Consider the following 14,078-nt stretch of genomic DNA (forward strand, 5'->3'; position numbering starts at 1 on the left):
TCTTAGTGCGCTATTGGTTAACACAGCGAAAAGTGAAACTTGCGGCGAATAACCCTTTAGTGTGGTGAAAAAAAATTATGACAGATTTGACGACGCACGACGCCTTGCCTGCCTGGCAGACCCGAGATCACCTTGACGACCCGGTGATCGGCGAACTGCGCAACCGTTTTGGGCCGGAAGCCTTTACTGTTCAGGCCACCCGTACCGGCATGCCCGTGGTATGGGTTAAACCTGACCAGTTACTGGAAGTAATGACGTTCCTGAGAAAACAGCCGAAGCCGTATGTCATGCTGTTCGATCTGCATGGCGTGGACGAACGTCTTCGCACCCACCGCGACGGCCTGCCCGCTGCGGATTTCTCCGTTTTCTACCATCTGATTTCCATCGAGCGCAACCGCGACATCATGCTGAAGGTGGCGCTGTCTGAAAAAGACCTGCACGTGCCCACGGCGACCAAGGTATTCCCGAACGCCAACTGGTATGAGCGCGAAACCTGGGAAATGTTCGGCATCACCTTCGACGGCCACCCGCACCTGTCGCGCATCATGATGCCGCAGACCTGGGAAGGGCACCCGCTGCGCAAGGACTACCCGGCGCGCGCCACCGAATTCGATCCTTTCGTGCTGACCAAGCAGAAAGAAGATCTGGAGATGGAAGCGCTGACCTTCAAGCCGGAAGACTGGGGCATGAAGCGCGGCACCGAGAACGAAGACTTCATGTTCCTCAACCTCGGCCCGAACCACCCGTCTGCGCACGGTGCGTTCCGCATCATTCTGCAGCTGGACGGCGAAGAGATCGTCGACTGCGTGCCGGACATCGGTTATCACCACCGCGGCGCCGAGAAGATGGGCGAGCGTCAATCCTGGCACAGCTACATTCCGTACACCGACCGCATCGAGTATCTCGGCGGCTGCGTGAACGAAATGCCTTACGTGCTGGCGGTCGAGAAGCTGGCCGGCATTAAGGTGCCTGAGCGCGTCGACACTATCCGCGTGATGCTGTCCGAGCTGTTCCGTATCAACAGCCACCTGCTGTATATCTCCACCTTCATTCAGGACGTCGGCGCGATGACCCCGGTGTTCTTCGCCTTTACCGACCGTCAGAAAATCTACGATCTGGTGGAAGCGATTACCGGCTTCCGTATGCACCCGGCCTGGTTCCGCATCGGCGGCGTCGCGCACGATCTGCCGCGCGGTTGGGATCGCCTGCTGCGTGAATTCCTCGAATGGATGCCGAAGCGTCTGGATTCCTACGTGAAAGCGGCGCTGAAGAACAGCATTCTGAAAGGCCGTTCCATCGGCGTCGCGTCTTACAACGCTAAAGAAGCGCTGGAATGGGGCGTGACCGGTGCCGGTCTGCGCGCCACCGGCGTCGAGTTCGACGTGCGTAAATGGCGCCCGTACTCCGGCTATGAGAACTTCGACTTCGAAGTGCCGGTGGGCGATGGCAACAGCGATTGCTACACCCGCGTGATGCTGAAGGTGGAAGAGCTGCGCCAGAGCCTGCGCATCCTCGAACAGTGCCTGAACAACATGCCGGAAGGCCCGTTCAAGGCCGATCACCCGCTGACCACGCCGCCGCCGAAAGAGCGCACGCTGCAGCACATTGAAACGCTGATCACCCACTTCCTGCAGGTTTCCTGGGGCCCGGTGATGCCAGCCAACGAATCATTCCAGATGATTGAAGCCACCAAAGGGATCAACAGCTACTACCTGACCAGCGACGGCAGCACCATGAGCTACCGCACCCGGGTACGTACGCCGAGCTTTGCGCACCTGCAGCAGATCCCATCGGTCATCCGAGGCAGCCTGGTTTCCGACCTGATCGTCTATCTGGGTAGTATCGATTTTGTAATGTCAGATGTGGACCGCTAACTATGCATGATCAAAAAGACAATCACGCAGTCAACGATGCGCTCGAGCCCATCAATGCAGCCGCTCCTCAGAGCGGCGTTGATGCATTTGTACTGAGCGCGGAAGAACGTGATGCGATCGAGCACGAAAAGCACCATTACGAGGATCCGCGCGCCGCTTCCATCGAAGCACTGAAAATTGTGCAGAAGCAGCGCGGCTGGGTTCCGGACGGTGCGATTTACGCCATCGCGGAAGTGCTGGGCATCCCCGCCAGCGACGTAGAAGGCGTGGCCACGTTCTACAGCCAGATTTTCCGTCAGCCAGTAGGACGTCACGTGATCCGTTATTGTGACAGCGTTGTTTGTCACATCACCGGTTACCAGGGCATTCAGGCCGCTATCGAGAAGAAGCTGAACATCAAGCCGGGTCAAACCACTTTTGATGGCCGCTTCACGCTGCTGCCGACCTGCTGTCTGGGCAACTGCGATAAAGGGCCGACCATGATGATTGATGAGGACACTCACAGTCAGTTGAAGCCTGAAGATATCGAGACGCTACTGGAGCAGTATCAATGACCAAGCACATTGTACGCACTCCCGAAACGCATCCGCTGACCTGGCGTCTGCGCGATGACAAGCAGCCGCTGTGGCTGGACGAATACCGCAGCAAAAACGGCTATGCCGGCGCAGAAAAGGCCCTCAAAGGCCTGGCCCCGGACGAGATCGTCGGCCTGGTGAAAGACTCCGGGCTGAAGGGCCGTGGCGGCGCGGGCTTCTCCACCGGTTTGAAGTGGAGCCTGATGCCGAAAGACGAATCCATGAACATCCGTTACCTGCTGTGTAACGCCGATGAGATGGAGCCGGGCACCTATAAAGACCGTCTGCTGATGGAGCAGCTGCCGCACCTGCTGGTGGAAGGCATGCTGATCTCCGCGTTCGCGCTGAAAGCCTACCGCGGTTACATCTTCCTGCGCGGCGAATATATCGAAGCAGCGGCGCATCTGCGTCGCGCCATCGCGGAAGCCACCGACGCCGGCTATCTGGGCAAGAACATTCTCGGCACCGGATTTGATTTCGAGCTGATCGTGCACACCGGCGCCGGCCGTTACATCTGCGGCGAAGAAACTGCGCTGATCAACTCGCTGGAAGGCCGCCGCGCCAACCCGCGTTCCAAGCCGCCATTCCCGGCCAGTGCCGGCGTGTGGGGCAAGCCGACCTGCGTCAACAACGTCGAAACGCTGTGCAACGTGCCGGCCATTTTGGCGAACGGCGTGGAGTGGTACACCGGCATCTCCGGCAGTGAAGACAAAGGCACCAAGCTGATGGGCTTCTCCGGCCGGGTGAAAAATCCGGGCGTCTGGGAACTGCCGTTCGGCACTACCGCGCGCGAGATCCTGGAAGACTACGCCGGCGGCATGCGCGACGGTCTGCGTTTCAAAGCCTGGCAGCCGGGCGGCGCGGGCACCGACTTCCTGACCGCCGATCACCTCGACCTGCCGATGGAATACGGCGCGATCGGCAAAGCCGGCAGCCGTCTCGGCACCGCGCTGGCGATGGCGGTAGACCACGAGATTGGCATGGTGCCGCTGGTGCGTAACCTGGAAGAGTTCTTCGCCCGCGAGTCCTGCGGCTGGTGTACGCCATGCCGCGACGGCCTGCCGTGGAGCGTGAAGATCCTGCGTGCGTTGGAAAACGGCGAAGGGCAGCCGGGGGATATCGAAACCCTCGAACAGCTGTGCCGCTCCCTCGGCCCGGGCAAAACCTTCTGCGCCCACGCGCCAGGTGCCGTAGAGCCACTGCAAAGCGCGATTAAATATTTCCGTGAAGAGTTCGAGGCGGGTATCGCCGTGCAGCACTTCGGCAACGCCCATGCGATTGGCGGCATTCAGCCGAACAATCTGCTGAAGCAGCGCTGGTAAGCCGAACTCGCCCGAACACGGCCAGAATTTTTGATTAACGCCTGCCGCAAGGCAGGCCACTTGGAAGCATGCTGACTATGGCTACGATTCATGTAGACGGCAAAGAGTATGAGGTAGACGGGGCGGACAACCTGCTGCAGGCTTGTCTTTCCCTCGGCCTTGATATTCCTTACTTTTGCTGGCATCCGGCGCTGGGAAGCGTCGGCGCTTGCCGCCAATGTGCGGTAAAGCAATACCAAAACGCGGAAGATACGCGCGGCCGTTTGGTGATGTCCTGTATGACCCCGGCATCCGATGGCACCTTCATCTCCATCGATGACGGCGAAGCGAAGCAGTTCCGTGAAAGCGTGGTCGAGTGGTTGATGACCAACCACCCGCACGATTGCCCGGTCTGTGAAGAAGGCGGTAACTGTCACCTGCAGGATATGACGGTAATGACCGGCCACAGCTTCCGCCGCTACCGCTTCACCAAGCGTACCCACAACAACCAGGAGCTGGGGCCGTTTATCTCGCACGAGATGAACCGCTGCATCGCCTGCTACCGCTGCGTGCGTTACTACAAAGACTATGCGGACGGCACCGACTTCGGCGTGTACGGCGCGCACGACAACGTCTACTTCGGTCGCCCGGAAAGCGGCACGCTGGAAAGCGAGTTCTCCGGCAACCTGGTGGAAGTGTGCCCGACCGGCGTATTCACCGACAAAACGCACTCCGAACGCTACAACCGTAAATGGGACATGCAGTTCGCGCCGAGCATTTGCCAGCAGTGCAGCATCGGCTGTAACACCAGCCCGGGCGAACGCTATGGCGAGCTGCGCCGTATCGAAAACCGTTACAACGGCAGCGTGAACCACTACTTCCTGTGCGACCGCGGTCGTTTCGGTTACGGCTACGTCAACCAGAAAGATCGTCCGCGTCAACCGCAGCAGCTGCGCGGCGATGACTGGATCACCCTGAACGCCGAGCAGGCGATGCAGGGCGCGGCGGACATCCTGCGTCAGGCGAAGAAAACCATCGGCATCGGCTCCCCGCGCGCCAGCCTGGAAAGCAACTTCGCACTGCGCGAGCTGGTCGGCGCCGAGAACTACTACACCGGTATCGCTCAGGCGGAGCAATCACGCCTGGCGCTGATGCTGAACGTGCTGAAAAACGGCGGCGTCCATACGCCGGCGCTGCGTGAGATCGAAGATTACGACGCAGTGCTGGTGCTGGGCGAAGACCTGACGCAAACCGGTGCGCGTATCGCGCTGTCCGTGCGCCAGGCCGTCAAGGGGAAAGCTCGCGCGATGGCGGCGGCGCAACGCGTGGCCGACTGGCAGATCGCGGCGGTGCAGAACATCGGTCAGCACGCCAAGTACCCGCTGTTCACCACTAACGTCGACAACACCCGCCTGGACGACATCGCCGCCTGGAACTACCGCGCGCCGGTGGACGAGCAGGCACGCTTCGGCTTCGCCATCGCTCACGCGCTGGACAGCGCGGCGCCGGCGGTGAACGATCTGGCCGACGGCTTGAACAAGAAAGTCGATATCATCGTGCAGGCGCTGACCGGCGCACGCAAACCGCTTATCGTGACCGGCAGCAACGCCGGCAGCGAAGCCATCATCGAAGCGGCGGCCAACATCGCCAAAGCGTTGAAGGGCCGCGGTTCCGATGTCGGCATCACCTTCGTGGCGGGCGCTGCCAACAGCATGGGCCTGGCGATGATCGGCGGCGGTTCGCTCGATCAAGCGCTGGAACAGCTGGCGAGTGGCGCAGCCGACACCGCCATCGTGATGGAAAACGATCTCTATCGTCATGCGCCGGCGGCGCAGGTGGACGCAGCGTTGGCCAAGGTCAACAACCTGATCGTCGCCGACCACCAGCGCACCGCGATCATGGACAAAGCCAACCTGATCCTCTCCTCGGCCAGCTTCGCCGAGAGCGACGGTACGCTGATCAACCAGGAAGGCCGCGCGCAGCGCTTCTTCCAGGTATACGATCCGGCTTACTATGACGACGCCAAGAAAAATCAGTTCACCGTGATGCTGGAAAGCTGGCGCTGGATGCACTCGCTGCACTCCACCTACACCAGCCGCCACGTGGACTGGACCCAGCTCGATGACGTGATCGCCGCTTGCGTCGCCGCATTGCCGCAGCTGCAGGGCATCGTCGATGCCGCGCCGGACGCGACGTTCCGCATTCGCGGTCAGAAGCTGGCGCGTTCGCCGCACCGTTCCAGCGGCCGTACCGCCATGCGCGCCAACATCAGCGTGCACGAGCCGCGTCAGCCGCAGGATAAAGACACCATGTTTGCCTTCTCGATGGAAGGGAACAACAGCCCGCTGGCCGATCGTCAGCAGATCCCGTTCGCCTGGGCGCCAGGCTGGAACTCACCGCAGGCATGGAACAAGTTCCAGGCCGAAGTGGGCGGCAAACTGCGCCACGGCGATCCGGGTGTGCGCCTGATCGAAGCGGGGGAGGGCAGCCTCGGTTACTTCGACCGCGTGCCGGCCGCGTTCAACCCGGTCGACGGCTGGCGTGTCGCGCCTTACTACCACCTGTTCGGCAGCGATGAAATGTCGCAGCGCTCTCACGTGATCCAGCAGCGCATGCCGGAAGCCTACGTGATGGTCAACCCGGCCGACGCGGCGACGCTTGGCGTCAACGCGGGCAGCCTGGTGGAGTTCAGCTGTGCGGGCCAGACCCTGCGTCTGCCGGTGCGTCTGAGTGAAACCCTGACCCAGGGCCAGGTTGGTTTGCCGCTCGGCTTGCCAGGGATCCCGCCGATCTTGGTGGGTGCTAAGGTAGACAATCTGCGGGAGGCAGCACGATGAGCTGGTTTACCCCTGAGGTGATCGACATTCTGATCGCCATTCTTAAAGCGGTCGTGATCCTGTTGGTGGTCGTGGCGTGCGGGGCATTCATGAGCTTCGGCGAACGCCGCCTGCTCGGCCTGTTCCAGAACCGCTACGGACCGAACCGTGTAGGCTGGGGCGGCTCGCTGCAGCTGGTCGCCGACATGATCAAAATGTTCTTCAAGGAAGACTGGGTACCGAGATTCTCCGACCGGGTGATCTTCACCCTGGCGCCGATGATCGCCTTTACTTCCCTGTTGCTGGCATTTGCCATCGTTCCGGTCAGCCCGACCTGGGCGGTGTCCGATCTCAACATCGGTATTCTGTTCTTCCTGATGATGGCCGGTCTGGCGGTGTACGCCGTGCTGTTCGCCGGATGGTCGAGCAACAACAAATACTCGCTGTTGGGCGCGATGCGCGCCTCCGCGCAAACCCTGAGCTACGAAGTGTTCATCGGCCTGTCGCTGATGGGCGTGGTGATGCAGGCGGACTCGTTCAACATGCAGGCCATCGTTGAATCCCAGGCGCACGTCTGGAACGTCATTCCGCAGTTCTTCGGCTTCGTGACCTTCGCGATCGCCGGCGTGGCGGTGTGTCACCGTCACCCGTTTGACCAGCCGGAAGCCGAGCAGGAACTGGCCGACGGTTACCACATCGAATATTCCGGCATGAAGTTCGGTCTGTTCTTCGTGGGGGAATACATCGGTATCGTCACCGTGTCCGCCCTGATTGTGACGTTGTTCTTCGGCGGCTGGCAGGGTCCGTTCCTGCCGCCATTCATCTGGTTCGCGTTGAAAACGGCCTTCTTCATGATGATGTTCATCCTGATCCGTGCTGCGCTGCCGCGTCCGCGTTATGACCAGGTGATGTCCTTCGGCTGGAAAGTGTGCCTGCCGCTGACGCTGCTGAACCTGCTGGCAACCGCCGCGGTCATTTTGTACAACGCTCAATAAGGGGTGAATAAACCATGACATTGAAAGAGTTAGTGGTTGGTTTCGGCACCCAGGTGCGCAGCATTTGGATGATTGGCATGCATGCCTTCGCCAAGCGCGAAACCCAGATGTATCCGGAAGAACCGGTTTACCTGCCGCCGCGCTACCGTGGCCGCATCGTGCTGACGCGCGATCCGGACGGCGAAGAGCGCTGCGTCGCCTGTAACCTGTGTGCGGTGGCCTGCCCGGTCGGCTGTATCTCGCTGCAAAAAGCGGAACAGAAAGACGGCCGTTGGTATCCGGAGTTCTTCCGCATCAACTTCTCGCGCTGCATTTTCTGTGGCCTGTGCGAAGAGGCTTGCCCGACTACCGCTATCCAGCTGACGCCGGATTTCGAACTGGGTGAGTACAAGCGTCAGGATCTGGTGTACGAAAAAGAAGATCTGTTGATCTCGGGGCCGGGTAAATATCCGGAATATAACTTCTACCGGATGGCCGGTATGGCGATTGACGGCAAAGCCAAAGGCGAAGCCGAAAACGAAGCCAAACCGATCGACGTCAAAGGTCTGTTGCCCTAAGGAGCCAGCAAGCATGGAAATTGCATTTTATCTGGCAGGTTTGATTGCGGTGGCCGCGACGATTCGCGTGATCACCCATACCAACCCTGTGCATGCGCTGCTGTATCTGATCGTCTCGTTACTGGCGATCTCGGCAGTCTTCTTCTCTCTCGGCGCCTACTTTGCCGCCGCGTTGGAAATCATCGTCTATGCGGGCGCCATCATGGTGCTGTTCGTGTTCGTGGTGATGATGCTGAACCTCGGCAACGTGCAGCAGCAAGAGCGCGACTGGATGAAGCCGACGGTGTGGATCGGGCCTGGCCTGCTATCGCTGGCGCTGCTGGTGGTATTGATCGTCGCGATCCGCAGCGTATCCGATCAGGGTATCAGCGGTGAGATGGTCGACGCGAAGGCGGTGGGTATCAGCCTGTTCGGGCCTTACGTACTGGCGGTTGAGCTGGCTTCAATGCTGCTGTTGGCGGGTCTGGTTGTCGCCTTCCATATCGGCCGCGAGCACAAGCCTGGCGAGGTGCTGAGCAACGCGCCGGCGAGTGGCGAAATGGCGAGAAGAAAATCGGAGGAGCAAGCATGATCCCTCTTCAACACGGCCTGATCCTGGCGGCTATCCTGTTTGTGCTCGGGCTGACCGGGCTGCTGGTGCGCCGCAACCTGCTGTTTATGCTGATCAGCCTGGAAGTGATGATCAACGCTGCGGCGTTGGCGTTTATCGTGGCGGGAAGCTACTGGGGCCAGGCGGATGGGCAGGTGATGTACATCCTGGCGATCAGCCTGGCGGCAGCCGAGGCCAGTATCGGCCTGGCGCTGCTGCTGCAGCTCTACCGTCGTCGTCATACCCTGAATATTGATACTGTCAGTGAGATGCGCGGATGAACCTATTATATTTAACAATTCTGCTACCGCTGATCGGGTTCCTGCTGTTGGCATTTTCCCGCGGTCGTTGGTCTGAAAACACGGCGGCCACCGTCGGCGTGGGTTCTATCGGCCTGGCTGCGCTGGTCACGGTGTATGTGGCGATGGATTTCTTCGCCCAGAAAGCCGCCGGCGTGCAGCTGTTCGAGCAAAGCCTGTGGACCTGGATGGCCGTCGGCAACTTCAATATCGGCGTGACCCTGGTGCTGGACGGCCTGTCGCTGACCATGCTGTCGGTGGTCACCGGCGTCGGCTTCTTCATCCACATGTTCGCTTCCTGGTACATGCGCGGTGAAGAGGGCTATTCGCGCTTCTTCGCTTACACCAACCTGTTTATCGCCAGCATGGTGGTATTGGTGCTGGCGGACAACCTGCTGCTGATGTATCTGGGTTGGGAAGGCGTGGGCCTGTGCAGCTACCTGTTGATCGGTTTCTACTATAAAGATCCGGCCAACGGCGCGGCGGCGATGAAAGCCTTTATCGTCACCCGCGTGGGCGACGTGTTCCTGGCGTTCGCGCTGTTCATCCTCTACAACGAGCTGGGCACGCTGAACATCCGCGAGCTGATGATCCTGGCGCCGCAGAAACTGGCGGTGGGCGACACGGCCATCACCTGGGCGACCCTGATGCTGCTGGGCGGCGCGGTCGGTAAATCGGCGCAGCTGCCGTTGCAAACCTGGTTGGCGGACGCGATGGCGGGCCCAACCCCGGTTTCCGCACTGATCCACGCGGCGACCATGGTGACCGCGGGCGTCTATCTGATCGCCCGTACGCACGGCCTGTTCCTGATGGCGCCGGAAGTGCTGCACCTGGTGGGCATCGTCGGTGCGGTCACTCTGCTGCTGGCCGGCTTCGCCGCGCTGGTGCAGACCGACATCAAGCGCGTGCTCGCTTACTCCACCATGAGCCAGATCGGTTACATGTTCCTGGCGCTGGGCGTGCAGGCATGGGACGCGGCGATCTTCCACCTGATGACCCACGCGTTCTTCAAGGCGCTGCTGTTCCTGTCGTCCGGTTCGGTGATCCTGGCTTGCCACCACGAGCAAAACATCTTCAAGATGGGCGGTTTGCGCAAGAGCATCCCGCTGGTGTACGTCTGCTTCCTGGTGGGCGGCGCGGCGCTGTCTGCGTTGCCGCTGGTCACGGCCGGCTTCTTCAGTAAGGACGAGATCCTGGCGGGCGCGATGGCCAACGGCCACATCAACCTGATGGTGGCCGGCCTGGTCGGTGCGTTCATGACCTCGCTGTACACCTTCCGTATGATTTTCATCGTGTTCCATGGCGAAGAGAAAATCAAAGCGCATGCCGGTAAAGGCATCACTCACCACTTGCCACTGCTGGTTCTGCTGGTGCTGTCCACCTTCGTCGGCGCGATGATCGTGCCGCCGTTGCAGGGCGTGCTGCCGGATACCACCGAACTGGCGCACGGCAGCGTGCTGACGTTGGAAATCACCTCTGGCGTGGTGGCTATCGTCGGCATTCTGCTGGCGGCCGCGCTGTGGCTGGGCAAACGCAGCCTGGTCAACAGCATCGCCAACAGCGCGCCGGGTCGTTTCTTCTCGACCTGGTGGTTCCATGCCTGGGGCTTCGACTGGCTGTATGACAAAGTGTTCGTCAAGCCGTATCTGGGCATTGCGAAGCTGCTGCAGCGTGATCCGCTGAACTCGCTGATGAACCTGCCGGCCGTCTTCTCCCGCTGGGGGAACCGCGGTCTGACGGTGAGCGAGAACGGCCAGGTGCGTTGGTATATAGCGTCTATGGGTGTGGGTGCAGTGGTCGTATTGGCTCTGTTGATTTTGGTTTAATTGAATAATTTAAACAGACGCATTTTTCGGGCGTAGCGCCGGGCAGGCGCTACGTACAAAGTTTGAAATTATTCGTATAAGGGACACAAAACGCCATGCTATTACCTTGGCTAATTCTTATCCCCTTTATCGGCGGTCTGCTGTGCTGGCAGCTTGAGCGCTTCGGTACTAAGGTGCCGCGCTGGATAGCGCTGATCGCAATGGGGCTGACGTTGGCGCTCTCTCTGCAGTTGTGGATGCAGGGCGGCTATACCTTGACCACGCCGAAAGGCATTCCGCAGTGGCAGAGCGAATTCCTGCTGCCGTGGATCCCGCGCTTCGGCATCTCCATCCACCTGGCGCTGGACGGTCTGTCGCTGCTGATGGTGGTGTTGACCGGTCTGCTGGGCGTGCTGGCGATCCTCTGTTCCTGGCGTGAAATCCAGAAGTATCAGGGCTTCTTCCACCTCAACCTGCTGTGGATCCTGGGCGGCGTTATCGGTGTGTTCCTCGCCATCGACATGTTCCTGTTCTTCTTCTTCTGGGAAATGATGTTGGTGCCGATGTACTTCCTGATCGCGCTGTGGGGGCACAAAGCGTCGGATGGTAAAACCCGTATCACCGCGGCGACCAAGTTCTTCATCTACACCCAGGCCAGCGGTCTGGTGATGCTGATTGCGATCCTGGGCCTGGTGTTCGTGCACTACAACGCCACCGGCGTGTGGACCTTCGATTACGAAGACCTGCTGCAAACGCCGATGTCCCACAACGTGCAATATCTGCTGATGCTGGGCTTCTTCATCGCCTTCGCGGTGAAAATGCCGGTGGTGCCGCTGCACGGCTGGTTGCCGGACGCGCACAGCCAGGCACCGACCGCAGGTTCCGTCGACCTGGCGGGCATCTTGCTGAAAACCGCGGCCTACGGCCTGCTGCGTTTCAGCCTGCCGCTGTTCCCTGAGGCTTCGCACGAGTTCGCGCCAATCGCCATGTGGCTGGGCGTGATCGGCATCTTCTACGGCGCCTGGATGGCGTTCGCGCAGACTGACATCAAGCGTCTTATCGCCTACACCTCGGTATCGCACATGGGCTTCGTGCTGATTGCCATCTACACCGGCAGCCAGCTGGCTTACCAGGGTGCCGTGATCCAGATGATCGCGCACGGTCTGTCCGCCGCCGGTATGTTTATTATCTGCGGCCAGCTGTATGAGCGTCTGCATACCCGCGACATGCGTCAGATGGGCGGCCTGTGGGGGCGTATCAAATTCATCCCTGCGCTGTCGCTGTTCTTCGCCGTGGCTACGCTGGGGATGCCGGGTACCGGTAACTTCGTCGGTGAATTCATGATTCTGTTCGGCAGCTACCAGGTGGTGCCGGTGATCACCGTGATCTCTACCTTCGGTCTGGTGTTCGCTTCGGTTTACTCGCTGATCATGATGCAGCGCGCTTACTACGGTGCGCCTAAATCCGACCAGCCGCTGCAGGGCATGACCGCGCGCGAACTGTTCATCATTCTGCTGCTGGTGGTGTTGCTGGTTCTGCTGGGGGTTTACCCGCAGCCGATTCTGGATACTTCCAACGCGGCGATGAGCAACGTGCAACACTGGTTTGGTTCGTCAGTTTCAGCAATTTCAACAACAAGGCCGTAATTCGCCATGACAATAACTCCTCAACAACTGATCGCACTGCTGCCGCTGTTGATCGTCGGATTGACGGTGGTGGTTGTGATGCTAGGCATTGCGTGGCGACGCGACCACTTTATCAACGCCACCCTGACCGTAATCGGTCTCAACCTGGCGCTGCTTTCGCTGTACTTTGTCGGCCAGGCAGGCCCAATGGACGTCACCCCGCTGCTGCGGGTTGACGGCTACTCGATGTTCTACACCGGGCTGGTGCTGCTGGCGAGTCTGGCGACCTGCACCTTCGCCTATCCGTGGCTGGTCGGCTATCCGGATAACCGCGAAGAGTTCTACCTGCTGGTGCTGATCGCCGCCATGGGCGGCATCCTGCTGGCGAGCGCCAACCATCTGGCTTCACTGTTCATCGGTATCGAGCTGATCTCGCTGCCGCTGTTCGGCCTGGTGGGTTATGCCTATCGTCAGAAGCGCCCGCTGGAAGCTGCCATCAAGTACATGCTGCTGTCCGCCGCCGCGTCGTCGTTCCTGCTGTTCGGCATGGCGCTGCTGTACGCTGAATCCGGCGATCTGTCGCTGGCCGGCCTCGGCAAGAGCCTGCAGGAAAACATGATGCACCAGCCGCTGATCCTGGCCGGTATGGGCATGATGATCGTCGGTCTGGGCTTCAAGCTGTCGCTGGTGCCGTTCCAACTGTGGACGCCGGACGTGTATCAGGGCGCGCCTGCGCCGGTCTCGACCTTCCTGGCAACCGCCAGCAAGATTGCGATCTTCGCGGTCGTGATGCGTCTGTTCCTGTATGCCCCAGCCGCCGACAACGAAGCGCTGCGCCTGGTGCTGTCGATCATCGCGTTCTGCTCTATCTTGTTCGGTAACCTGATGGCCATCAGCCAGACCAACATCAAGCGTCTGCTGGGCTACTCGTCGATCGCTCACCTGGGCTACCTGCTGGTGGCGCTGATTGCGGTGCAAACCCATCAGCTGTCGCTGGAAACCGCCGGCGTTTACCTGGCCGGTTACCTGTTCAGCAGCCTGGGCGCCTTCGGCGTGGTCAGCCTGATGTCCAGCCCGTACCGCGGCCCGGATGCGGATTCGCTGTTCTCTTACCGTGGTCTGTTCTGGCATAAGCCAATCTTGTCCGCGGTAATGACGGTGATGATGCTGTCGCTGGCCGGTATCCCGATGACGCTGGGCTTTATCGGTAAGTTCTTCGTGATCGCGATGGGCGTCAGCGCACACCTGTGGTGGCTGACCGGCGCAGTCGTGGTAGGCAGCGCCATTGGCCTGTACTACTACCTGCGCGTGACTGTCAGCCTGTTCCTCAGCGCGCCGGAATCGCTGCAGCGCGACACCCCGAACAACTGGGCGTTGACCGCCGGTGGCGTCGTGGTGCTGATCTCAGCCGCGCTGGTGCTGCTGTTGGGTGTCTATCCGCAGCCGCTGATTTCGCTGGTGCAGATGGCACAGCCGACGTTCTGATAACGCTTCAGACGGTAAAAAGGTCGCTTCGGCGACCTTAATGAGATGGTCACCCCCACCCTGTGAGCGGTACGCTGACAGGGTGTTTTTCTTTCCGGAGGGGATCATCATGCAAAACATTACGCTCATCGGTATCGACCTCGGCAAACATACTTTC

Annotated in this window: 11 protein-coding genes; all 11 read left to right on the forward strand. The window is 60.2% G+C overall.

What is annotated here, in order from left to right; translation table 11 throughout:
• Nucleotides 1–77 precede the first annotated feature (77 nt).
• The 11 genes from nuoC to nuoN all read left to right on the forward strand — a co-directional run bounded on the left by nuoC (nt 78) and on the right by nuoN (nt 13,921).
• On the forward strand, nt 78–1,874 hold the full coding sequence (gene nuoC, locus ACJ8IL_RS13305) for an NADH-quinone oxidoreductase subunit C/D (protein WP_033651942.1): 1,797 nt from the start codon (nt 78–80) through the stop codon (nt 1,872–1,874).
• A gap of 2 nt (nt 1,875–1,876) precedes the next feature.
• A complete protein-coding gene (gene nuoE / locus ACJ8IL_RS13310; RefSeq protein WP_004936034.1) occupies nt 1,877–2,428 on the forward strand; it encodes an NADH-quinone oxidoreductase subunit NuoE in 552 nt (183 codons plus the stop codon).
• Nucleotides 2,425–3,771 (forward strand): NADH-quinone oxidoreductase subunit NuoF, encoded by a 1,347-nt coding sequence (gene nuoF, locus ACJ8IL_RS13315; protein WP_043140066.1) that lies wholly within the window; start codon nt 2,425–2,427, stop codon nt 3,769–3,771. The genes nuoE and nuoF overlap by 4 nt, the downstream gene beginning before the upstream one ends.
• Nucleotides 3,772–3,848: 77 nt before the next feature.
• Nucleotides 3,849–6,587 (forward strand): NADH-quinone oxidoreductase subunit NuoG, encoded by a 2,739-nt coding sequence (gene nuoG / locus ACJ8IL_RS13320; protein ID WP_130017836.1) that lies wholly within the window; start codon nt 3,849–3,851, stop codon nt 6,585–6,587.
• Nucleotides 6,584–7,561: an NADH-quinone oxidoreductase subunit NuoH gene (gene nuoH, locus ACJ8IL_RS13325; RefSeq protein ID WP_004936022.1), complete on the forward strand. Its 978-nt coding sequence runs from the start codon at nt 6,584–6,586 to the stop codon at nt 7,559–7,561. The genes nuoG and nuoH overlap by 4 nt, the downstream gene beginning before the upstream one ends.
• A 14-nt stretch (nt 7,562–7,575) precedes the next feature.
• A complete protein-coding gene (gene nuoI / locus ACJ8IL_RS13330; protein WP_025160170.1) occupies nt 7,576–8,118 on the forward strand; it encodes an NADH-quinone oxidoreductase subunit NuoI in 543 nt (180 codons plus the stop codon).
• Nucleotides 8,119–8,131: 13 nt separating this feature from the next.
• A complete protein-coding gene (gene nuoJ / locus ACJ8IL_RS13335) occupies nt 8,132–8,689 on the forward strand; it encodes an NADH-quinone oxidoreductase subunit J (RefSeq protein WP_019453717.1) in 558 nt (185 codons plus the stop codon).
• Entirely contained in the window at nt 8,686–8,988 is a 303-nt protein-coding gene (gene nuoK, locus ACJ8IL_RS13340; RefSeq protein ID WP_004936014.1) for an NADH-quinone oxidoreductase subunit NuoK, read from the forward strand. The genes nuoJ and nuoK overlap by 4 nt, the downstream gene beginning before the upstream one ends.
• On the forward strand, nt 8,985–10,832 hold the full coding sequence (gene nuoL / locus ACJ8IL_RS13345) for an NADH-quinone oxidoreductase subunit L (RefSeq protein ID WP_019453716.1): 1,848 nt from the start codon (nt 8,985–8,987) through the stop codon (nt 10,830–10,832). The genes nuoK and nuoL overlap by 4 nt, the downstream gene beginning before the upstream one ends.
• Before the next feature lie 95 nt (nt 10,833–10,927).
• The gene (gene nuoM, locus ACJ8IL_RS13350; RefSeq protein ID WP_025303660.1) at nt 10,928–12,457 is read left to right on the forward strand and encodes an NADH-quinone oxidoreductase subunit M; all 1,530 of its coding nucleotides are present in this window, start codon (nt 10,928–10,930) and stop codon (nt 12,455–12,457) included.
• Between the two features lie 6 nt (nt 12,458–12,463).
• Nucleotides 12,464–13,921: an NADH-quinone oxidoreductase subunit NuoN gene (gene nuoN, locus ACJ8IL_RS13355; RefSeq protein ID WP_025303659.1), complete on the forward strand. Its 1,458-nt coding sequence runs from the start codon at nt 12,464–12,466 to the stop codon at nt 13,919–13,921.
• Nucleotides 13,922–14,078: the final 157 nt, after the last annotated feature.

It is taken from the genome of Serratia sp. CY47444 (assembly GCF_052168635.1).
GTDB lineage: Bacteria > Pseudomonadota > Gammaproteobacteria > Enterobacterales > Enterobacteriaceae > Serratia > Serratia bockelmannii.